18 protein-coding genes and 1 tRNA gene are annotated in these 21,740 nt (G+C 74.0%); 8 read left to right on the top strand and 11 right to left on the bottom strand.

The features are described from left to right. Window positions 1-7: 7 nt before the first annotated feature. The 6 genes from ABTY61_RS19265 to ABTY61_RS19240 form a co-directional block, all read right to left on the bottom strand. Window positions 8-337 (bottom strand): hypothetical protein, encoded by a 330-nt coding sequence (locus ABTY61_RS19265; RefSeq protein ID WP_350506211.1) that lies wholly within the window; start codon window positions 335-337, stop codon window positions 8-10. Between the two features lie 456 nt (window positions 338-793). Next, on the bottom strand, window positions 794-2,158 hold the full coding sequence (locus ABTY61_RS19260) for an FAD-binding oxidoreductase (protein WP_350506210.1): 1,365 nt from the start codon (window positions 2,156-2,158) through the stop codon (window positions 794-796). Window positions 2,159-2,275: 117 nt separating this feature from the next. Beyond that, window positions 2,276-3,514, bottom strand: coding sequence for an MFS transporter (locus ABTY61_RS19255; protein WP_350506209.1), 1,239 nt, complete (start codon window positions 3,512-3,514; stop codon window positions 2,276-2,278). A 46-nt stretch (window positions 3,515-3,560) separates the two neighbouring features. Beyond that, window positions 3,561-4,388, bottom strand: coding sequence for a MerR family transcriptional regulator (locus ABTY61_RS19250; RefSeq protein WP_350506208.1), 828 nt, complete (start codon window positions 4,386-4,388; stop codon window positions 3,561-3,563). Between the two features lie 130 nt (window positions 4,389-4,518). Next, a tRNA-Ser gene (locus ABTY61_RS19245) sits at window positions 4,519-4,606 on the bottom strand. A 63-nt stretch (window positions 4,607-4,669) separates the two neighbouring features. Beyond that, on the bottom strand, window positions 4,670-6,676 hold the full coding sequence (locus tag ABTY61_RS19240) for a S1C family serine protease (RefSeq protein WP_350506207.1): 2,007 nt from the start codon (window positions 6,674-6,676) through the stop codon (window positions 4,670-4,672). Window positions 6,677-7,025: 349 nt separating this feature from the next. Between ABTY61_RS19240 and ABTY61_RS19235 the strand changes: the two genes are divergently transcribed. From ABTY61_RS19235 to ABTY61_RS19220, 4 genes are all read left to right on the top strand, one after another. Next, a complete protein-coding gene (locus ABTY61_RS19235; RefSeq protein ID WP_350506206.1) occupies window positions 7,026-8,444 on the top strand; it encodes a purine-cytosine permease family protein in 1,419 nt (472 codons plus the stop codon). A gap of 79 nt (window positions 8,445-8,523) precedes the next feature. Next, entirely contained in the window at window positions 8,524-9,348 is an 825-nt protein-coding gene (locus ABTY61_RS19230; RefSeq protein WP_350506205.1) for a glycerophosphodiester phosphodiesterase family protein, read from the top strand. A gap of 240 nt (window positions 9,349-9,588) precedes the next feature. Next, window positions 9,589-10,176, top strand: coding sequence for an ATP-binding protein (locus tag ABTY61_RS19225; protein ID WP_502895368.1), 588 nt, complete (start codon window positions 9,589-9,591; stop codon window positions 10,174-10,176). A 126-nt stretch (window positions 10,177-10,302) separates the two neighbouring features. Next, entirely contained in the window at window positions 10,303-11,286 is a 984-nt protein-coding gene (locus ABTY61_RS19220) for a DUF5926 family protein (protein ID WP_350506203.1), read from the top strand. 217 nt (window positions 11,287-11,503) lie between these two features. Here ABTY61_RS19220 and ABTY61_RS19215 read toward each other — a convergent pair whose 3' ends face one another. Then, on the bottom strand, window positions 11,504-12,184 hold the full coding sequence (locus tag ABTY61_RS19215; protein WP_350506202.1) for a bifunctional DNA primase/polymerase: 681 nt from the start codon (window positions 12,182-12,184) through the stop codon (window positions 11,504-11,506). 622 nt (window positions 12,185-12,806) lie between these two features. On the opposite strand from ABTY61_RS19215, the gene ABTY61_RS19210 reads away from it, so the two are divergent. Continuing rightward, on the top strand, window positions 12,807-14,288 hold the full coding sequence (locus ABTY61_RS19210) for a PP2C family protein-serine/threonine phosphatase (RefSeq protein WP_350506201.1): 1,482 nt from the start codon (window positions 12,807-12,809) through the stop codon (window positions 14,286-14,288). A 125-nt stretch (window positions 14,289-14,413) separates the two neighbouring features. After that, window positions 14,414-15,913, top strand: coding sequence for an aminopeptidase P family protein (locus ABTY61_RS19205; RefSeq protein WP_350506200.1), 1,500 nt, complete (start codon window positions 14,414-14,416; stop codon window positions 15,911-15,913). A 100-nt stretch (window positions 15,914-16,013) separates the two neighbouring features. Here the strand turns inward: ABTY61_RS19205 and ABTY61_RS19200 are convergent, their stop codons facing one another. Both ABTY61_RS19200 and ABTY61_RS19195 read right to left on the bottom strand, forming a co-directional pair. Beyond that, complete coding sequence (locus tag ABTY61_RS19200) at window positions 16,014-17,423, bottom strand: hypothetical protein (RefSeq protein ID WP_350506199.1); 1,410 nt, start codon at window positions 17,421-17,423, stop codon at window positions 16,014-16,016. Then, complete coding sequence (locus tag ABTY61_RS19195) at window positions 17,420-18,034, bottom strand: RNA polymerase sigma factor (RefSeq protein WP_502895367.1); 615 nt, start codon at window positions 18,032-18,034, stop codon at window positions 17,420-17,422. The genes ABTY61_RS19200 and ABTY61_RS19195 overlap by 4 nt, the downstream gene beginning before the upstream one ends. A 106-nt stretch (window positions 18,035-18,140) precedes the next feature. Here ABTY61_RS19195 and ABTY61_RS19190 point away from each other — a divergent pair, with 106 nt between their 5' ends. Then, entirely contained in the window at window positions 18,141-18,281 is a 141-nt protein-coding gene (locus tag ABTY61_RS19190) for a hypothetical protein (protein ID WP_350506198.1), read from the top strand. Between the two features lie 187 nt (window positions 18,282-18,468). Beyond that, on the top strand, window positions 18,469-19,446 hold the full coding sequence (locus ABTY61_RS19185; RefSeq protein ID WP_502895375.1) for a helix-turn-helix domain-containing protein: 978 nt from the start codon (window positions 18,469-18,471) through the stop codon (window positions 19,444-19,446). Window positions 19,447-19,481: 35 nt separating this feature from the next. Here ABTY61_RS19185 and ABTY61_RS19180 read toward each other — a convergent pair whose 3' ends face one another. Next, a complete protein-coding gene (locus ABTY61_RS19180) occupies window positions 19,482-20,258 on the bottom strand; it encodes a MerR family transcriptional regulator (RefSeq protein WP_350506196.1) in 777 nt (258 codons plus the stop codon). A gap of 81 nt (window positions 20,259-20,339) precedes the next feature. Then, window positions 20,340-21,566, bottom strand: a complete 1,227-nt coding sequence (locus tag ABTY61_RS19175; protein ID WP_350506195.1) for a hypothetical protein — start codon at window positions 21,564-21,566, stop codon at window positions 20,340-20,342. Between the last annotated feature and the right edge of the window lie 174 nt (window positions 21,567-21,740).

Raw genomic sequence — 21,740 nt, 5'->3', positions numbered from 1 at the left:
CGGGGCGTCAGCTGAAGATCGGGGCGAAGATGACGTTGACGTTCTTGTTGCCCTGACCGGCCAGGACGTTGCCCGCGTTGTCCTTCACCGCGACGGTGTTGTTCTGGTTCGAGGCCCCGGAACCGGTGGCCGTCTGCTGGGTGGACACGTAGTTGCCGTCGACTCCGCCGAACACGTTGCCGGTACCGGTGTTGGACACCACGCCGGCGTTGGAGCCGGCCGCGGCACCCGCGCCGTTGTCGGCGGCGGCGACTCCGGCACCGGCCAGCAGCAGACCCGCCGCCAGCGGGGCGGCGAGCAGGATCCCGGACACCCGGCGGGTGTTGAAGCGAGCCATGTGAGCCTCCAAAAAGCTGTTAATCGTGCATTGGTCGAGCAGGGTTGCGGGGGTTCGCCGGCCAGACGAACGCCTGCGGGCTGCGACGCCGGGGGAAAGACTTCCGCAACAAATCGACAAAGCACTAGCCGACGGAGCACTTTTCGCCCGTTCGCGTGATATCCACCGAGGCCGCGCATAACGGGCACCGAATCGGACAGTGCGCCGACACACCGCTACTGAGCTGGCACTTCGCCCGATCGGCGGCCTTTCGCCGGGCGCCGGACGACAGCGCATCGGCGCCGTACGAACCTCCGGGCGCACCACCCCGGCGCAGGGCAGAGAGGAACGCGCCCCCAAAAAGTTCGACCACCCTTCCATGTCGACTTTCCAGCCATTCACAGACCATCGGAAAGTCGTACTGAAAATGCGGGCCGACCAGGGACGCGGATGGGGAAGAGATATCCGCCCGGAAAATCAGACCATCTTGCCCGGATTGAGGATGCCCAGCGGGTCGAAGACCGCCTTGACCTGCCGCTGCAGCTCCAGCCCGACCGGCCCCAGCTCACGGGCCAGCCAGTCCCGCTTGAGCAGCCCCACCCCGTGCTCGCCGGTGATCGTGCCGCCCAGCTCCAGCCCGAGCGCCATGATCTCGTCGAAGGAGCGCCGGGCGCGCGCCGTCTGCTCCGGGTCCGCGGCGTCGAAGATCACGATCGGGTGGGTGTTGCCGTCCCCGGCGTGGCTGACCACCCCGATGGTCAGCGCGTGCCGCTCGGCGATCTCCGCGACGCCGTTGAGCATCTCGGCCAGCCGGGAGCGCGGCACCGCCACGTCGTCGATCATCGTGGTGCCCAGCCGGTCCAGCGCGGGCAGCGCCAACCGCCGGGCCGCCAGCAGCAGGTCCGACTCCGCCTGGTCCTCGGCCGGGACCACCTCGGTCGCCCCGGCCGACCGGCACAGCTCCGCGACCCTGGCCAGGCCGGCCTCCCGGTCCGGCCCGTCGAAGGCCACCAGCAGCAGCGCCCGGGTCGACTCCGGCAGCCCCATCTGCCCCAGCTCGTTGACGGCCCGGACGGAGACCTCGTCCATCAGCTCCATCAACGACGGCGTCAGCCCGCACTCCATCACCGCGCAGACCGCCGCCCCGGCCGTGTCCGCGCTGGAGAACTCCGCCGCCAGCGCCAGCTGCGGCGCCGGCGCGGGCCGCAGCGCCAGCACCGCCCGGACCACCACCCCGAGGGTGCCCTCCGAGCCGACCAACAGCCGGGTCAGGTCGTACCCGGCCACTCCCTTGGCCGTGCGGCGGCCGGTGGACAGCAGCCGCCCGTCCGCCAGCACCACGTCCAGCCCGAGCACGTACTCACTGGTGACCCCGTACTTCACGCAGCACAGCCCGCCCGCGCCGGTGCCGATGTTGCCGCCGATCGTGCAGGACTCCCAACTGGACGGGTCCGGCGGGTAGCAGAGCCCCAACTCCTCGACCGCGCGCGAGAGTTCGGCATTCACCACGCCGGGCTCGACGACCGCGACCCGGTTCACCGGGTCGATCTCCAGGATCCGGTTCAGCTTCACCAGCGACAGCACGACGCACCCGTCGACGGCGTTCGCCGCCCCCGACAGCCCGGTCCTGGCCCCCTGCGGCACCACCGGCACCCGCAGCTCGGTCGCGGTGCGCAGCACGTGCTGCACCTGCTCGACCGTCTCCGGGAAGACCACCACGGCGGGCGTGCCGGCGGCGCAGAAGCCCGCCATGTCGTGGCTGTAGGCGGCGGCCACGTCCGGATCCACCACCACCGCCGCCGCCGGGAGGCCCCGCGCCAGTCGGTCCGTCAGATCACTCATCGCCGCCTCCGCTCGCCGCCGCACCCCCGCCACCTCCGCACTCTGCCCGGCAGGCCGGGGGCGGGCAAGTGGGCCTCGGACCCGGACGGGCCCGGCTGCTCAGCCCGGGCAGCCGGGTCAGGCGCGGCGCAGCGCCGGGGTGGCCAGGGCCGCCAGCCCGGCCGCCCCGGTCGCGAGGGCGCACAGGAGCGCGGGCGGGGCGGCGCCCGTGGCGTCCACCAGCAGCCCGAGCAACCCCGTCGACAGCACCAGCGCGAGGCTCTGCACCAGCGTCAGCAGCGCCTGCACCCGGGAGAGGTGGGAGGCCGGGGCCCCGCCGAGCACCAGCGGACCGAGGTGGCAGGCGAACAGCCCCGAGCCGACGCCCACCACCGCGCCGCCGGCCACCGCCACCGCCGGGCCGGCGGACAGCGCCAGCAGCACGATGCCCGCCGAGGCCGTACAGAGCCCGGCGGCGGCGCCGATCCCCGGCCGGGGCAGCCCGCCGCGCCAGGCGACCGCGGCCGCCACCGCGAGCACCCCCGCCGCCTGACCGGCGGTCACCAGCCCGGCCGTGCCCGCCGCCCAGCCGTGCGCCCGGGCGAGCAGCGGGCCCAGCAGCGACACCACCGGCAGCAGCGCCCCGGCAGCGGCCCCGGTGAGCAGCAGCGCAGCCCGCAGCAGCGGATCGCCCAGGGCGAGCCGGACGCCCGACCACGCCTCCCGCACCAGGCCCGCCTTCCCGGCCGCGGCAGCGGAGGCGGCCGGGAGCACGGGCCGCTCCCCCGGCCGGACCCGCAGCAGCACCAACAGCACGGCCCCGAAGCTCGCCGCGTCCACCGCCGCCACGCCCGCGAGCCCGCCCCCGGCGACCAGCAGGCCGCCCAGTGGCGCCCCGAGCAGCACCGCGCACTGTCCGCCGGCCTGTCGCAGCGCGAGGGCCCGGGGCAGCCGGTCCGCGGACACCAGCCGACGCGGCATCGAGCCGCTCGCCGGGAGGTAGAACGCGTCGACCGCCCCGGTCACCCCGGCTGCCCCGACCAGCAGCCACAGCGGCGCACCCCGGTCGCCGGCCACCGCGAGCGCCAGTCCGGCGGTCACCGCCAGCATCAGCGCGTCCCCGACGAGCATCACCCGGCGGGCGCCGAACCGGTCGGCCACCGCCCCGCCCAGCAGGACCAGCACCGTACGGGGCACGGTGACCGCCGTCAGCACCAGCCCGGCCGCCCCGCCGCCGTACCCGGAGGCGGCCCAGCCGAGGGCGAAGGACAACGCGGCGTCACCCAGCAGCCCGGCCTGGGCCCCGGCCAGCCAGAGCAGGTACGGCCGGGGCAGCGCGGTGCGCCGGGCCGCGCCGACGGAGGTCGAAGTGGTCATGCCGGGCGACGCTAGAACCCTCGACCAGGTCGAGGGCAAGCGTCGGCTACCCGCGGACCACCGGCTCCTGGAGCTCGACGACCCAGCCGGTCACGTCGTCCGGGGTCTCCAGGTAGCACTCGCGGGCGTAGCCGGTCGAGCGGTAGCCGTTCTCCTCGATGAAGCGGGCCAGCGCCTGGAAGCTGCCCACCGCCCCGTCCATCGGGCCCCGGTGGACCACGGTCGCCGCCTCCTCGATCGGCGGCAGGTCGATAACCTCGAAGTCCTCCCGGTCGTCCCGCACGGCGGGCGCGACCTGGAGGGCCACCCGGATGAGCACCGCGCCGTCGCCCTCCGGCGCGTCCTCGTACCGGGCGACGGACGGGCCGACCACCTGGATCCCGGCCTCGGCCACCCGTCGGCACAGCTCCTCGAACAGCGGGCCGATCACCGGGGTGATGTCCTCCGGCTCGTAACTCGCGGCCACACCGCTCAGTTGGGCCGCCCGGACGGACGGCACGGGCTTGACCACGACGTCGTGCTCGGACATGGTCCCCTCACTCTCGATCGTTCGGAGCCTCGCCTCGACCCGGGCCAGCCGCCGCTCGTCCGCCGCGATCGCCTCGGCGAGCTGGGCCCGCCGCAGCCGCAGCATCCCGCGCAGCTCGGCCGGGTCCGGCTGCTCGTCCAGGACGGCCCGGACCTGCTGCAGCGTGAAGCCGAGCTCCTTGAGCGCGATCACCCGGTTCAGCCGGGCGAGTTGGCCCGCCTCGTACGAGCGGTACCCGGTGACCGGGTCCACCCTGGCGGGCCTGAGCAGGCCGATGGCGTCGTAGTGGCGCAGCATCCGTACCGACACCCGGCCGTGGCCGGCGAAGTCTCCGATGTTCAACATGGTGCCCCCACTCCACCGCCTCCCACGGTGTCAGGGTCAACCCCCGCCCGCCGGTCCGCCCCGGAAAACACCGAGGGCGAGTGCCGAACGATGTCGGCACCCGCCCTGAGCAGGTGGTTTCTCCTACCAGCGGAGAGCGTGGGATTCGAACCCACGGTGACGGGTCACGCCACGACAGTTTTCAAGACTGTTCCCTTAGGCCGCTCGGGCAGCTCTCCAGGCGGAGGTCAGCCTAACGGGTCCGGCGGGGTTCGGTGCACACGATTCCGCGCGCCCGCAGGTCACTGATCGCCGTCCCGCTGGCCCAGCGTGACCTTGGTGGTCATGGTCTGGCCGTTGCGGGTGTACTCGACGTCGACGGTCTCGCCCGGCTTGTGCGTCCAGATCCGGCTGACCAGGGCGGGGCCGTTCTCGATCGGCGCGCCGCCGAGCTTGGTGATCACGTCGCCCGGCTTGAGGCCGGCCTTGTCGGCGGCGCCGCCGGGGGTGACGGCGGGCTGGCCCTGGACGTCCCGGGTCTGGATCTGCGCGCCGTCGCCCTTGTAGTCGTCGTTGCGCAGCACGTCGAGCTTGGCGTAGACCGGCTTGCCGGTCTTGATCAGGGTGTCCGCGACCCACCGGGCCTGGTTGATCGGGATGGCGAAGCCCAGGCCGATGCTGCCGGCCCGGCCGTTGGCGGAGGCGTTGGACTGGATCGCCGAGTTGATGCCCATCACCGCACCGCTGGAGTCGAGCAGCGGGCCGCCGGAGTTGCCGGGGTTGATCGAGGCGTCGGTCTGCAGGGCGTTCATGTACGAGGCCTGCGAGCCGGTCTCGTCGCCGGAGGCGACCGGACGGTCCTTGGCGCTGACGATGCCGCTGGTGACGGTGGACTCCAGGCCGTACGGCGCACCGATCGCGATGGTGGTGTCGCCGACGTTGACCTTGTCGGAGTCGGCCAGCGGCAGCGGCGCCAGCTTGCTCTTCGGCGGGTTGTCGATCTTGACCACGGCGACGTCGTAGCCCGCGGCGTTGCCCAGCACGGAGGCGCCGTAGGACGTGCCGTCGGCGAACTTGACGGTCAGTTTGCCGCCGTTGAGGGCCGGCGCGACCACGTGGTTGTTGGTGAGGATGTGGCCCTCGGTGTCGAAGACGAAGCCGGTCCCGGTGCCCGACTCGGAGCTGTTCTGCGCCTTGATGGTGACGACGCTGGGCAGCGCGGTCTTGGCGATGGCGGCGATCGACCCGGGGACGGGCTCGTTCTTCTGGGTGTTGCTGGCCTGGACGGTGGTGCTGCGGTGGTCGTCCGCCGAGTTGCCGCTGTTGTTGTGGTCGGTGGCGACCACGCCGACCGCGCCGCCCGCGATGCCGGCGACCAGCGCCACGGCCGCGAGCAGGGCGACCAGGCCGCCGCGCTTCTTGCGCGGGCCGCCGGGGCCGCCCGGGCCACCGGGGTACTCGGCCGGGTAGCCGAGCGGACCGCCCGGGCCACCGGGGTAGCCCGCGCCGCCGGAGGCGGCGTCGTGGCCGGCGCCCCAGCCGCCGAGCGGCTGACCGGCGCCGAAGGGGTGGTGGGCGTGCGCGGCGGGCGCGCCGCCGGCCGGAGCGCCGTACGGCTCTGCGGCCGGAGCGCCGTACGGCTCCTGCGCGTTGGCGGCCGGGACTCCGTAGCCCTCCTGGGCGCCGGCGGCGGGCACGCCGTGGGTCGGGGTCGCGTACGGGTTGGCGCCCGGGGTGCCCGGCGGCAGCGCGGGCGCGGCCGGGGCGGGCGCGGCCGGGGCGTACGCGGCGGGCGGGGCCGGAGCCGGCGCGGGCGCGGCGGGCGGCGCGGGCGGCAGCACCGGCGGCGGGGCGTCGATGTAGCCGGTGACCGGGTCGACGGCCGGCTCCTCGACGGCGGGGGCGGCCGGGGCCTCCGGCGCGGGGACCTTGGTGAAGGCGACGGTGGGCTTGTGCCCGCCCTCGGCCGGGGCGGCCTCGGCCCCAACGGGCTCGACGGCAGCGGGCTCGGCCGCAGCGGGCTCGACGGCAGGCTCCGGGACCCGGCTGAACGCCATGGTCGGCTGGTGCCCGCTGTCGGCCGGAGCACCGTCGACCGGCGCGTCGACCGGAGCCGCGGGCTCGACCGTCGGCCCGTCCGCGGACCCGTCGGTCGGCTCGGCCTTGGGCTCGGGCACCCGGCTGAAGGCCATGGTCGGCTTGTGGCCGCCCTGGGCGGTGCGGTCGGAAGCGGCACCCGCCGCCTCCGGAGCCCCCGCGGGCTGCTCCCCCTGCGGCCCGGTGGGCCCAACCTCGCGCTCGGTGCTCACGGACGACCTCCATAGCTGACAGAACCAAGGACCATAGTTTTTCGCACCGGCGATTCGATTGCCGTAAGGACCCCTCTGAATAACTCATAAGAATCCTTAGCCGCCGCCGACGACCGGGGCTCCCCACCCCCGCCCGGCGTCCCGCGATGCGGACCGCGCACCCCGTGGCCTTTGGCGTTCGTATCCGTGCCGGTTAGCCTGTCGCTCCAAACTGACACGCGGGAGCTTGGACCGACCAGGCTGAGAGTGCGCATGTCGACCGTACGCCAGGCCAGTGACCGGCGGACCGTCGAGGGGGCGCTGACCGCCGGAACCTGTCCGGGTAATGCCGGCGTAGGGAGTATCGGCCATGCCGCCTGCTTCGCCATCCTCTTCTTCGGGCGCGCCCGCGTCCAAGGGTTTCCCCGACCGGCCCGCCGGTTCGGCCGCGGCCACCGCGCCGGTCGACCACCGCGTCGAGGCGCCGCTGGTCCTCGACACCGAGCCGCCGCGCACCCTGCGCTTCCGGGACCACTTCGCGCTCTGGATGAACCTCGGCGTCAGCCTGATCGGCTTCTCCACCGCCGCGACCGTGCTCGGCGCCAAGGGCAGTGAGCTGTCGCTGGCCGCCGCGGTGACGGCGATCGTGGCCGGCACCGCGGTCGGCACCGCGATGCTCGGGGTGGCCGCGCTGATCGGCGCCCGCACCGGCGCCCCGGCGATGGCCAACCTGCGCGGCCTGTTCGGTACCCGGCTGTCGTACCTGCCGACCGTGCTGAACATCGTCCAGTGCGTCGGCTGGGGCGTGTTCGAGCTGCTGACCATCGCGGCGGGCGCGCAGACCGTCGCCCACACCAGCGGCTACCGCTGGCTGTTCGTGCTGCTCGCGGGCGCGCTGACCACCGTGCTGACGATCTGGCCGCTGGGCTCGATCGCCGTGCTGCGCCGCTTCGTCGCCGCGGCGGTCGGGGTCGCGATGGTGTACTTCACCGTCCAGCTGGGCCGGCAGGGCGTGCCGGACCCGGGCGCGGGCAACTGGCACGGCTTCCTGGGCGCCACCGACGCGATGATCGCGGTGTCGATCTCCTTCGTCCCGATGGCCGCCGACTACACCCGGCACTCGCGCACCCCGCGCTCGTCCTTCTGGGGCAGCTTCTCCGGCTACACCGTCGCCCAGGTCTGGTGCTATGTGCTGGGGCTGATGGCGCTGCTGCAGTCGGACGGCGACCCGAGCCGGATCTTCGACTCCTTCCTCGGCGTCTGGGCCGGCTGGCTGTTCCTGCTGGTGCTGGTGCTGCGCGAGACCGACCAGTCCTTCGCCAACGTCTACTCGACCGCGATGTCGCTGCAGAACCTGCTGCCGCGGGTGGACCGCCGGGTGCTGAGCGGCGGGATCGGCGTGCTGACCACGGTGCTGGCCCTGCGGATCGACCGGTTCACCGACACCTACAGCAACTTCCTCGGCCTGATCGGCTCGGTGTTCGTGCCGCTGCTGGCGGTGCTGGCGGTGGACTACTTCTTCGGCGCCGGCCGGCACGGCTGGGACCTCTCCGAGCGGGCGCCGTCCCGCTGGCTGATGCTGCTGCCGTGGGTGCTGGGCTTCGCCGTCTACCAGTTCATCGCGCCGACCGCGGTGGCCGACTGGTGGGTGAACTCCTGGACCTCGGCCCAGCACGCCCTGCACTTCACCCCGCAGGAGTGGACCTCGGCCTCGCTGTTCGCCTTCCTGGTGCCGGCCGCGGTCACCTGGGCCCTCACCCCGCTGACCCGCCGCACCGCCCGGGCCTGAGACACCGGAGGCGGAGCCGGCCCCGCAGGTTGGCACCGGCTTCGCCTCCGGTTCACCCCCGACCCCTATCGTTGGGGCCGTGACCAGCCCAGACCTGCCCTCGACGGCGGCGCGCACCGCGCCCTCCGTCCAGGTGATCGCCCACCGCGGTTCCTCCCACGCCCTGCCCGAGCACACCCTCGCGGCGTACCGGCGCGCGCTCGACGAAGGCGCGGACGCCGTCGAGTGCGACGTCCGGGTGACGGCCGACGGCCACCTGGTCTGCGTGCACGACCGCCGGATCGGCCGGGTCTCGAACGGCCGGGGCACCGTCTCCGCGATGACCCTGGCCGAGCTGGAGGCGTACGACTTCGGCGCCTGGAAGACCGGCCGGCCCAGCACCGACCCCGAGTTGCGCGGCGTGCTGCGGCTGGACCGACTGCTGGAGCTGGTGGTCGACTGCGGCCGCCCGGTGGACCTGGCGATCGAGACCAAGCACCCGGTGCGCTTCCGCGGCCGGGTCGAGGCCGAGCTGCTGCGCACCCTGGAGCGGTACAAGATCGGCGCCACCCGGGAGGGCGACCGCCCGTCGGCCCGGATCATGAGCTTCTCCTCGATCGCGCTGAACCGGGTGGCCGCCGCCGCGCCCGAGTACGGGCGGGTGTTCCTGATCGAACGGATGCTGCCGCTGCTCGGTCGGCTCCGCCCCGGGCAGCCGCTGCCGGGCGGGGCGCGGATCGCCGGCCCGGGCATCGAGCTGATCAAGGCCAAGCCGCAGCTGGTCCCCCGGCTGCGCGAGCTGGGCCACGAGGTGCACGTGTGGACGGTGGACGAGCCGGCCGACGTCGAGCTCTGCCTGGAGCTCGGGGTCTCCGCGATCATCACCAACAGGCCCGCCGAGGTCCTGGCCCAGCTGGGCCGGTGAGCCGGTGCGGCGGTCCGGCCGTACCCGGGGAACCTGATCACCGTCGTCGGCAGTCAAACCTTCCGCGCACGTTATTGCCGGAATTCTTGCGTTCGGGCGACGGAGGGTGAGCGCGGAATGACCTCTTGTCGACCCTGAGTCGCGCCGCTCGAAATGGGCTCGCAGGATCCTCCGACGGTCGTTTCCGACGCATTACCAAGGGGCATCCATCCCTCGGCATACGCTGAAGGAGGTCCGGGGGTGGCGTTGATGGTGGCGCGTGAAGTGCCGACTTCATCGACCATGGCAGTGCCGCACGGCCCAGCGAGTGTCGGGGTCGCACGGCGCCGACTGCGTCGAGATCTGGGTGACCGGCAGATACCGGAACCGGTCATCGATGATGCTGTTCTGATCCTTTCCGAACTGTTGAGCAACGCCTGTCGATATGCCCGTCCGCTCGGCCCGCTGCCCGCCCTGGGCCGCGGCGCCCGGGCCGAGGTGGTGGACCAGGTGCTGGTCGGCGTCCCCTCCGGGACGCACCCGGCGCCGGGCGGCCGGGAGTCCGAGGACGGTGCGACCGAGCCGGACGGCGGCGTACTGGTCCGCTGGCAGATGCACGCCGACGGCGTGCTCACCCTGGAGGTCACCGACGGCGGCGCGGCCACCCGGCCGCTGCCCGCCAGCCCCTCGCTGACCTCGCGCGGCGGCCGCGGCCTGGCCATCGTCGACCAGCTGGCCAGCGACTGGGGCGTCCGCGACGCGCCCGGCGAGGTCACGGTCTGGGCGGCGCTGCCCGCCCGCGCCCGGCACGCCCGGCGCACCGGCGGCGACACCGCCCGCAGCGCGTAGGCGTACGGGCCGACGCACGACGGGCACCCGGGCGTTCGACGCCCGCCCCGGCGCGTTGCCGCGCGCCCGGGGAACGTCAGTAGGCTTCCCGGTGAAAAGGACCACCGTCCCCGGGAGAGCCGCAGCATGGGCAAGAAGGCCGCCAAGAAGGCGCCGCAGCGCCAGTCCACCACCGCCGTCACGGGCGAGATCCCCGTGGTCGGGGCCCGCGAGGACTGCCCCTGCGGCTCGGGCCGCCGCTACAAGGCGTGCCACGGCCGGGAGGCCTCGCACGCGGTGCAGGAGCTGGTGCACCGCCCGTTCGAGGGCCTGCCGGGCGAGGCCGACTGGGTCGCGCTGCGCGAGCTGGTGCCCGCCGCCACGGTGCCGCTGACGCTGGCCGCCGGGGTGGCCGCGACCGCCGGGGGTGACGTTCCGTCGGTGACCCTGGCGACCGTGCTGCCGCTGGCCTGGCCGGCCCTGCGCCGCCCCGACGGCTCGATCCTGCTCGGCCTGCAGACCCAGTCCTCCTCCGGCGACCTCAGCCGCGACCTCGCGGACGCCCTGGAGCTGGCCCTGGCCACCGAGCCGGGCAGCCCCGTCCCGGCCCGCCGGACCGTCCCGGGCGGCCGCCGGCTGCAGGACCTGCTGGACGCCGACGCCGCGTTCACGCCCACCGTGCACACCGGCTTCGAGTTCTGGCTGGAGGACGCCGAGACCGCCACCGGCGAGGTCGCCGCCTCGCTGGAGCGCGCCAACGCCTCGGCCATCCCGACCGAGAAGCTCGCGAGCGTCGACGCCGCCTACTGGTGCGGCACCCCGGACAAGAACCACCTGCGCTGGGTGATGACCGTCCCCGAGGAGCAGCTGCTGGACGCGCTGGCCCGGCTGAACGCCGCCGGCGAGGCCTCGCTCGGCCCGGACACCCGCCTGGTGGGCTCCTTCCGCGCGCACGGCCTGACCGTGCCGGTGTGGGACCTCCCGCTCGCGATGACCGCCGCCGACTGCGAGAAGCCGGCCGCCGAGTTCGGCGAGCGGCTCGCCGCCGTCCTCGCCGACGCGACTCCGCTGACCGCCGAGGAGCGGCGCGCCCGGGCGAACCTGGTGAACCGTCAGGTCACCTTGAACTAAAGTGCGCAGGATCCGGGTGATACGCGTCACATTGTCGCGGTGAAGCCGCAATTTCCGGGCCTGGAGGGCGTCTTGGAAATTGGCGCGGGCGCGGATCCTTGTTACTGTCTAAAGAGTCCGGTCGCTGGTGCATCCCCCGTCGCCAGCGGCCGGATCTTTTGTTTCTCCGGAACGCCCCGCACCACCGGGCCCGGAGTCCGGCCCACCAGGCGATCCGTCAGTACGTCGAGCGCCCGCTGTCCAGCCGGACCGTCGCCTCCACCAACTCCCCCAGCAGCGGCCCGACCTGCGGCAACCGCACCCCGCCGGCCGCAGCCGGCCGCGGCGCCAGCACCCAGCGCACCGGCCCGACCCCGCCGCCGGGCGGCAGCGGCAGGAAGCCACCCGGTCCGTGATAGCGCAACGAGCCGGGCACCCAAGGGAGTTGGGCGAGCATCTCGCCCAACGCGTCGAGCGAGTACGGGGCCACCAGCAGGGCGTAGCGGCCCGGCATCGCGAGCACCGGGCCGAGCGGCAGCCGCAGCGCGCCGAGGTAGACCAGCGCCCGGGCGCCGGCCGCCGCGGGCAGGCTGACCGCCGAGACCGCGCCGCCGGTGGCGGCCAGCACCGGCGCGTCCGGGGTCTGCCGCTCCCACCACCAGCGCACCATCCGGGCGTCCGTGGTGGCGGCCAGCAGCGACGGGTCGTGCGGATGGGCGCCGGGCGCCGGGCAGTCCGGCTCCCCGCAGGAACAGCGGCCGCCGCGCAGCACGGTGCCGGGCACCACGGGCCAGCGGTGTTCGACGGCGGCCGTCAGCGCCGCGGCCAGCCGGGCGGACGACTCCGGCGACCCCTGCGGTTCGGGCGACTCCTGCGACTCCTGCGACCGGCTCCTCGGGCTCTTCGGGTTCTCACGCATGGCGCTCGTTCCTTTCCCTGACCGCTCGGTTCGCTCCGCCCCACCGACATCCGTCGGGATCCGCCGCACGGGCCCGCGGCGGCACGGCCTGCCCCGGACGGCGCGGAACGGGGGCGGGCGGCATGGCGGACGGCGCGGCTACGACGTGGAGCACGGTGTGGAGCACGACATGAGAAGGGCCGCGCACTGGAACAGCCCCTGGAACGAGAATCCCGTATGCGACCGGATGGACGCCGCCCGGGCGCGCTTGGTTCCACCGTACGAGTGAGAGACTTCCGGCCAGCCCGGATCGCGGGCGGCGCGGACATACGATCCGGACGGCCGCCCGGTCCGTCCCCTCCGTTCTGCCCGTTCCCGGCTCGCTCCATGCCTCCGGTCCCGACCGGCGCACCGCGTTCGGCGCACGCCCTCCGACCGGGTCGCGCGGACGTGGAACAGGCCACCGCGTCGTCCTGGATCTGGACATGCCCCGAATGGGCTGTGTAGAAGTGGTGGCATTGCTGTCGATCAATGACGAGTAGTAGCGAATCGAGGCGAAACGCGTCCTTTGGCCGTGCTCGATCCACATTGGCCGTATCTGGGGGTTTCGCATGGCACGTAGCACCGCGTCAGGAGTGGCGGCATGACCAAATCCCACGCGTCGGCGTCCCAGCCGCCGGCGACGCCCGTAGAGCCGGGTGAGACCGGCTGTGCGGGCGGGCTCACCGTCCTCGACCCGCCGCCGGGCCTGCCCGGCCCCACCGACGCGCCGGACGGCGGCCCCGACGGCACCGACGGCACCGACGGCACCGCCGACGACCCCGCGGCGCCGTCCGCCACGGTGCAGGACCGTTTGGCCGGACGCCTGTCCGATTTCACCAGCCTGCACGAGCACACCGAACGGCTCGCCCGCGCCCGCGGCACCACCGCCACCCTGGACGCCGTCCTCGCCTCCGGCGCCGCCCTGCTCGGCGCCAGCCGCGGCGTCCTGGTCACCCTGCTGCCGGGCGGCGGCCCCGGCCAACCGGTCGGCCTCGGCCTCGACCGGGCCAGCCTCGGCGCCCTGGAGACCGTCCCGACCGAACAGAGCATGCTCGCCCGGCTGTTGAGCGAGCACCACCGGCCCGAACAGCTGCAGTCCGCCGACCTCGCCGACGACCCGGCGGTCGGCGGGCGACTGCGCGAACTCGCCGTCCACCTCGGCCTCGGCGGCGCCTACGGCCTCCCGCTCGCCACCGTCGAGGACGGCCCGCTCGCCGCCGCCGTCTGGTTCTACGACCGGCCCGCCCAACCCACCGCCTGCCAGCGCGAACTGGCCCGCCACTACTGCGAGATCGCCGCCCCGCTGCTCGCCAAGCAGCTGGAGGCGGAACGGATCCTGCGCACCGCCGAAGCACTGCGCCGCGGCCTGCTGCCGGACCGCCTCCCGCAGACCCCCGGCCTGCGGCTGGCCGCCCGGCTCGCCCCGGCCGGCCTAGACCACTCCAGCGGCAGCGACTGGTACGACGCCATCCCGCTGCCGGACGGCACCGTCGGCCTCACCGTCGGCTCGGTCTCCGGCGACGGCCCCGGCGCGGGCCCCGGCTCCGCCCCGGGCGCGGCCGCCGCGATGGGCCGGGTCCGGGCCGCGCTGCGGGCGTACGCCGTCCTGGAGGGCGAGGACCCGGTCTCCGTCCTCGGCGACCTGGAACTGCTGCTCAAGACCACCGAGCCGACCCGCACCGCCACCGCCGTCTACGCCTGGATCGAACCCGAGGACCGCCGGATCACCCTGGCCGGGGCCGGGCACTGCCCGCCGGTCCTGGTCGGACGGCACGGCGCCGAGTTCGTGGAGACCTCGCTCTCCGCGCCGCTCGGCATGCTGGCCTGCTGGGAGGCCCCCGGGGTCGAGCTCACCGCCGACCGCGGCGACACCCTGCTGCTCTACACCGAGGGCCTGGCCCGCCGCTGCGGCCCGACCCTGCACGCCGGGCAGGCCAACCTGCGCCGGGCCGCCGCCGACGCCCCGCGCGACGTACGGATCGACCCGGACCGGCTCTGCGCCCACCTGCTGGCCGTCTGCCCCGACCCGGACGCCGCCCCGGCCACCGACGACCTGATGCTGCTGGCGGCGCGCTTCGAGTAGCCGTACGAACCCCGGACCGACGGGCGGCCGGGCGTCCGTACCATGGACGCACGGCCGCCCGCGCGTGTCGCGACCCGACACCTCCCCCCGAGGGCGGCGGTACCACCCCCAAGGAGGCGTTGCACGTGACCGAGGACCGGACCCCCGCAGTGGCCGAGAACCCCGAGGCCGAGGGCGGCGAGGAGCCGCAGGAGTTCAAGGGCCGCAAGAACGGCCTCTACGGCGAGATCTCGGACGAGCTGTCCGCCTCGATGAAGACCGGCTGGGCCGACACCGAGCTGCACGGCCTCACCCCGATCGCCCAGGCCCCGTACGCCGCCGCGCGCCGCGCCGCGCTGTCCGCCGCTCACCCCGGTGTCCGGCTGGTCGTCCCGGCCGGCAACCTGCGGGTGCGCGCCAACGACACCGACTACAGCTTCCGCGCCGCCAGCGAGTACGTGCACCTCACCGGTGACCAGACCGAGGACGCCGTGCTGGTCGCCGAGCCGACCGGCGACGCGGGCCACGAGTTCACGCTCTACCTGCGGCCCCGCTCGGACCGCGAGAACGGCGAGTTCTGGCTGGACGGCTACGGCGAGCTGTGGGTCGGCCGCCGGAACAGCCTGACCGAGCAGGAGCAGCTGCTCGGCCTGCCGGCCCGGGACGTCCGCAAGGCCGCCGAGGAGCTGGCCGAGCGCGCCAAGGACTCCGCCGTGCCGACCCGGATCGTCCGCGGCTACGACGCCGGCCTGGAGGCCGCGCTCGCCGAGGTGCTGGACGCCGACGAGGACGCCGGGCTCAAGGAGTTCCTGAGCGGCCTGCGGCTGGTCAAGGACGAGTGGGAGGTCGGCGAGCTGCGCGCCGCCTGCAACGCCACCGTCAACGGCTTCACCGACGTGGTGCGCGAGCTCGGCCGGGCCGTCGCCACCTCGGAGCGCTGGATCGAGGGCACCTTCTGGCGCCGCGCCCGGGTCGAGGGCAACGACGTCGGCTACGGCACCATCGCCGCGGCCGGCCCGCACGCCACCACTCTGCACTGGGTCCGCAACGACGGCGACGTCCGCCCCGGCGAGCTGCTGCTGCTGGACGCCGGCGTGGAGACCCACACCCTCTACACCGCCGACGTCACCCGCACCCTGCCGATCAACGGCACCTTCACCGCGCTGCAGCGGAAGATCTACGACGCGGTGTACGACGCCCAGGAGGCCGGCATCGCCGCGGTCAAGCCGGGCGCCCGCTTCCGCGACTTCCACGACGCGTCGCAGCGCGTCCTCGCCGAGCGGCTGCTCGCCTGGGGCCTGCTGGACGCCTCGGTGTACGACGTCGAGAAGGTCCTGGAGCTCGGCCTCCAGCGCCGCTGGACCCTGCACGGCACCGGCCACATGCTCGGCCTGGACGTCCACGACTGCGCCCACTCGCGCCGCGAGGAGCACGTCGACGCCCTGCTGGTGCCCGGCATGGTGCTCACCGTCGAGCCCGGCCTGTACTTCCAGCAGGACGACCTGACCGTGCCCGAGGAGTACCGCGGCATCGGCGTCCGGATCGAGGACGACATCCTGGTCACCGCCGACGGCAACGAGAACCTCTCGGCCGGCCTGCCGCGCCGCGCCGACGAGGTCGAGGCCTGGATGGCCTCGCTGGTCTGAGCCCGCCTGAGCCCGCCCGACTTCGCCTGAGCCGGTGACCGGCCGTCGGTGACCGGTGAAGGGCCCGGCCTCCCCATGCGGGGGGCCGGGCCCTTCCGCGCTACCAGACCAGCTTGAGCGTGATGTCCTGGCGGCCGAGCACGGTCAGGTCACCGCCGTGGTACGGGAGCACGGCCTGCGCCCGCAGCGGCATGTCCCCCGGCCCGCTCCTGGGCCCCATGGTCAGCCGGTAGGTCAGCGTCTTGCGCTGCCCCGGGGCCAGCGCGAACAGGTCCTGGTCCTGTGCCTGCGCGTAGGCCATCCCGGCGTCCGGCGACATCGGCTTCGTCACCCAGCCGCTGTCGGCCTGCCGCTCCAGCTTGCCGTCGTTGGGCAGCTGCGAACCGGGCACGGTGGGCGTGCCCGCGTAGCGGTCCGTGAAGACCAGGGGTTCCACCTGGGCGTACGAGCGCGGGCTGGTGTTCTGGAAGGTCACCGTGAAGGTGGCGACCGCGCTTCCCACCCGCAGCGACTGACCGGTCGCGAGGCCGTCGATGCTGACCGAGACGTCGTTCGCGGTGGGGGTCGCCGACAGCGTGGACTCGCGGCCGCTCACGTCCAGGCTGTCGACGATCGACTTGAGCCCGGCCTGGTAGTCGTCCTTGAGACCGACCGCGGAGACGAACACCTGGTCCTGGGGCACGGCCCAGACCTGCGCGGTGAAGGGATCCTGGCCACAGGTCACCTGCCACTGCGACTTGATCCCGGGACGGCCGGCGACGGTGGGCGTGCTCTTCGTCGGTCCGACGGCCTGGACGGACTCGCCCGCGGCCGGCGGGTGCGGGTTGTCCCAGACCGGACAGTTGGGCTGGTGGCTCCAACCGTCCTGGGCGTCGAGGTCCTCGACCGCCGGCCAGCCCGGCGCCCCCGCGTCGAAGACCGCCAGGTCCACCCCGTACGGCCGGCAGTCCTGGGCGGTGGCCCCCTGCGGAGCCCCCGGACTCAGCACACACAGGTGGAGGTCGGCCTTGCCGTAGGGCAGGATCCGCCAGCCCGCCGGCGCCTTGAACCTGACGCCGCGGAACTCGCCCGGCGTGCTCGGCCCCGTCGGCGCACCGGTGGTCGACCGGGACGTCGTCGGGGTGGGGTCGGCGGCCGGCGCCTCCGTCTGCGCGACGGTGGTCTCGGTGGCGCTCGGCGTGGGCGTCGGGGAGGGGGTGACCGTCGGGCTGGGGGAAGCCGTCAGGCTGGCGGCCGGGGGCGGCGGGACGTCCTTCCTGGCGACCGGGTCGCCGTGGAAGGCGAGCAGGCCGACCGCCACGGAGGCGGCCAGGGCGAAGATCGGCACGGAGGCCAGGTACACGGGGCGCAGTCGCCGCACCCGGCCCCTCGGGGGCGAGGCGGGGCGCAGGCTGTGCGGGGTGATCAGGGACGTCCGTGCGGCCATCGCCTCACGGAGCAGCCGTTCCGTCGGGGTCTCGTCCGGCCCGTCGCGGTCAGCGCCGCCCGAGCGGGGGAACTCGTCGGTCATCGAACTTTCTCCAGATGCTTTTCCAGGGCGTCCAGGGCCCGGCTGGCGGTGGACTTCACGGCGCCCCGGGACAACCCCAGGGCCTCGGCTATCTGCGCCTCCGACATGTCGGACCAGTAGCGCAGCACCAGCACCTCGCGCTGGCGGGGGGTCAGCTCCTGCAGGGCGACGAGGACCCTCCGGTGCTCGTCGTTGAGCACGGCGTGGTCCTCGGCGGAGGGCGCGTCCGCCTCGTGCGGGGGCACGTACTCCCGGGCGGTCCTGCGGCGGCGCAGCATCGAGCGGGCGCCGTTGACCACCGCGGTGCGGAGGTAGCCGAGCGCGTTGTCGAGATCGTCCAGGTGTTCGCCGTGGCGCTGGTAGAGCTGGGTGAAGGCCTCCTGCACGACGTCCTCGGCCAGGTCCTGATGGTCGACCAGCAGAACGGCCATCCGGACCAGGCCCAGCCGGTGGGCGTGGTACAGGTCGGTCAGGGTGGGCCGGTCCTCCGCGGGCCTGCCGCCGCCGCGCAGCAGCCGAAAGCCGGAACGGCGTTGCGCTGCCTGCTGCTCGGTGGCGGGCACGACGCCCGGCTCGTCGACCTCCTGGGCGCCGAACAGCGCGACGACCACGCCACGGACGGCGCGGAACCCACGGACTCCACGGACTCCACGGACTCCGGGGACGGAGAGGCCGCGTCCCGGCCGTGGCGCGGCGAACGGCCCGATGGCCATGGACATGAGCGGTTCTGCTTTCCCCCGGGACGGTGACGGCGTCTTCGCCGGCCCGTCGGTTCACCTGATCAAGATCGTGATCGGGGAGATCCTCGAAGCCGCCCTCGGCCCGGTTCCCTCCACCCCCGTATCGATGGACGTGTGACGCGGGTGGAGGTTGCAGGGGGGTTCGAAGAGATTTCCGGAATGGCCGCGACGGCTACACTCACCGGGATTCCGCCACCCGTGAGCAGGGGGTTCGCATGGCCGAGCAGACCACCGAGCAGACCACCGAGGACCGGCCCGCCCGTCCCCGCCCGGTGCCGGTCACCATCGGCCGCCGCCCGGAGCCCGTGCACGACCTCGCGGTGTACGCCTTCGAGGGCATGGCGCCGTTCGAACTCGGCGTGGTGGTCGAGGTGTTCGGCCTGGCCCGCCCCGAGCTGAGCGGGCTGCTGGCCGCGCCCTGGTACGGGCTGAAGGTCTGCGCGGACCGGCCGGGCACACCGCTGGACGCGGTGGGAGGCTTCGCGCTGACCGCCCGGCACGGCCTGGACGACCTCGCGGCGGCCGACACCGTCATCGTCCCCGGCGTGCGCAACGCCTTCGGCGGCGACGTGTCCCCCGACCTGGTCGAGGCGCTGCGGACGGCGCACGAGCGCGGCGCCCGGATCGTCTCGATCTGCTCGGGCGCCTTCGCGCTGGCCGCCGCCGGGCTGCTGGACGGCAAGGAGGCGACCACCCACTGGCGGTACGCCGACCTGCTCCAGCAGCGGTACCCGCGGGTGCGGGTCAATCCGGACGTGCTGTACGTCGACAACGGCGATGTGTTGACCAGCGCGGGCAGCGCCGCCGGGATCGACCTGTGCCTGCACCTGGTCCGCCGGGACCACGGCGCCAAGGTCGCCAACAGCGTCGCCCGCCGCTTCGTGGTGGCGCCGCACCGGGACGGCGGGCAGGCACAGTTCATCGAGGCCGCGGTCCGCCCGGTCGAGGAGGACGAGGACGGGATCGCCCGCAGCATGCAGTGGGCGCTGGACCACCTGGCCGACCCGCTGACCGTCTCGGTGCTGGCCCGGGCCGCCCGGATGTCGGACCGCTCGTACCTGCGGCACTTCACCGCCCGCAACGGCACCAGCCCGATGCGCTGGGTCGTCACCCAGCGCATCGCGGCCAGTCTGGCGCTGCTGGAGTCGCCGGAGGGGTCGGTGGAGGAGATCGCCACGGCGGTCGGCTTCGAGAGCACCGCGACCTTCCGCCACCACTTCGGCCGGGTGATGCGCACCTCCCCGACCGCCTACCGGCGCTCCTTCGGGCGCGGGGTGGCGTAGCGCCGCACCTCGCGCCCCTCGCCCGCAGGGGCCGCTCAGGCCTTCTCGTGCCGGTCGGCGTTGGCGACGATGGCGTCGTGCAGCCACCGCGCCAGGCCCGGGGCGAGCTCCTCGTAGGTGGTGGTCCAGCGCTGGTCCTCGACGTAGAGGCAGGCCAGGCCGCGGTGGATGGTGAACGTGCAGTCGTAGAAGTTCCGGCAGATGTGCTGCCGGTGCTCCTCGGCCAGGTCCATGGCCGCGGTGCCGTCGGCGGGCTCGCCCGTGGTGACGGCCGCGGCCAGGCGGGTGTTGAGCCCGGTCATCTCCGCCTGGATCCGCTGCCAGTCGGCCTTGCCGTAGGCGCCGGTGCGGCGCTGGGACTCGGCCCAGGCCTCGGTCTTGCCCCAGCGCTGTTCGGCCTCCTGCTCCCACTCCTCCTGGTAGCCCTCGCCGAAGACCTCGAACTTCTCCTCCGGGGTCAGCTGAATGCCCATCCTGCGTGCCTCCATGGCGTGTTCGACGGCTGTGGCGAGTTCCTGGAGGTGGCTGATCCGGTCGGTCAGCAGCTGGTGCTGACGCCGGAGGTGCTCGGTCGGGCTGACCGAGTCGTCGTCCAGGATCGCCGCGATCTCCTCCAGGGCGAATCCGAGCTCGCGGTAGAACAGGATCTGCTGCAGCCGGTCGAGGTCGGCGTCCACGTACCGGCGGTAGCCGGCCCGGGTGCGGCCCGCGGGGGACAGCAGTCCGATCTCGTCGTAGTGGTGCAGGGTGCGGACGGTCACCTTGGCGATCTTCGCCACGGCACCGACCGCGTAGCCCTCGTCCCCGTTCATCCGGAGCTCCTCCCTGGTGGTGACCACCACCCTCCGCTCTCACGTCGCGTGAGGGTCAAGCCCGTGCCGGAGGGGGAGGCCTCAGGCGCTGACCAGCTCCCGCTCACGCCGCCGGGCCGTCCGGCGACGCCCCTCCCCGCCGCCCTGCGCCGGTGGGCGCGGCCGGCGGGCCCGCTGGGTGGGCCAGAGCAGCACGTACGCGGCGGAGACCACCACGAAGGCGAGCCGGACGAAGCCGCGGGCCGCGTCGGACGGCAGGTACAGCGTGCCGCCGTACAGCGCGGCCAGCGCGATCCAGCTCCACCACGGGACCAGCCGCTTCTGCCCGACGGCGTCCCAGAGCAGGGTGCCGAGCAGGATCGAGGCCGTGTAGTACGTGTAGACGCTCGGGTCGAGCAGGATCCGGGCGTCCGCGCCGAGCAGCACCACGGCCGGCCAGCGGCCGCGCCAGACGGCCACGCAGCCGAGGCCGATGCCGAGCGCGAACTGGGTCGGGCGGTCCCACCAGGGGGTGGCCGGGTCGGTGACCCCGAACCAGCGCAGCGCGGAGGCGGGCTGGTTCGGGATGGTGAACTTGGCCGCCGCCATGGTGTCCAGGTTGCCCAGGTAGAACGGCAGCCAGGCGACCGCGACCAGCAGGCAGAACCAGAGCACGGTGCGCAGCCAGGCGGGCCGGGGCAGGGCCAGGATCAGCGGGGCGAAGGCGAGCGCCCAGGGTTTGGAATCGACCGCCAGGGCCAGGAAGAGCGCGACCTGGAAGGGCTTGCCGCGGGCCAGGGCGTGCGCGGCGAGGGTGGTGAAGAACAGCGCGAGGACGTCGTCAAGGTGCGCGAAGCGGACCGACACCTCGACCCACATCGGGATGAACGCCAGCCCGGCGATCAGCAGCCGCTGCTGGAGCCTGCGGTGGTTGGTGCCGGTGCCCAGGTAGTACAGGGCGGCGGTGCGGCCGACCAGCACCAGCATCACCAGCCCGAGCCCGGCGCTCGCCGCCTCGGCGATCAGCTGGCCGATGTGCGGCGAGAACGGGGCGGTGAGCCGGGCGGCGGCCAGGCTGACCGGGCCGATCTGCAGCTCGGGGTGGTGGGCGTAGAGCGAGAGGCCGCCGTCGGGCTGGCTGCTGAAGAGCAGCTGTTCGCCCTGGCGCAGGTAGTGCCAGGAGAAGCCTCCGCTGGGCTCCACCAGGAAGAACCAGAGCACCGTCCACGCCGTGAGCAGCACGTGGTGCCTGCGGAGCGGTAGACCCGCGATCCGACCGGTCGTGGCTTCGTAGTCGGTGGTGGCCCGTGCCGTGCGATCTCCCCGCACCTGTACCTCTCCCCGCCGTTCCGCCCCCTCCGGCCGGACATCCTATGTGACGGAGGAGAACCGCCCGTGCCGCCCGGTGCTCCGTCCGCGGGGGACGGTGCCGCCGGGCGGCGGGGCGCGGTCCGGGTGCACCAGTTCTCCGCGGGTACCTACCTGGAGGACCAGGACACCTGG

The sequence above is a fragment of the Kitasatospora sp. NPDC096128 genome, from assembly GCF_040303105.1.
GTDB lineage: Bacteria > Actinomycetota > Actinomycetes > Streptomycetales > Streptomycetaceae > Kitasatospora.
The sequence above is the reverse complement of the archived record's forward strand: the minus strand, read 5'-3'. Positions and strand labels throughout refer to the sequence as shown.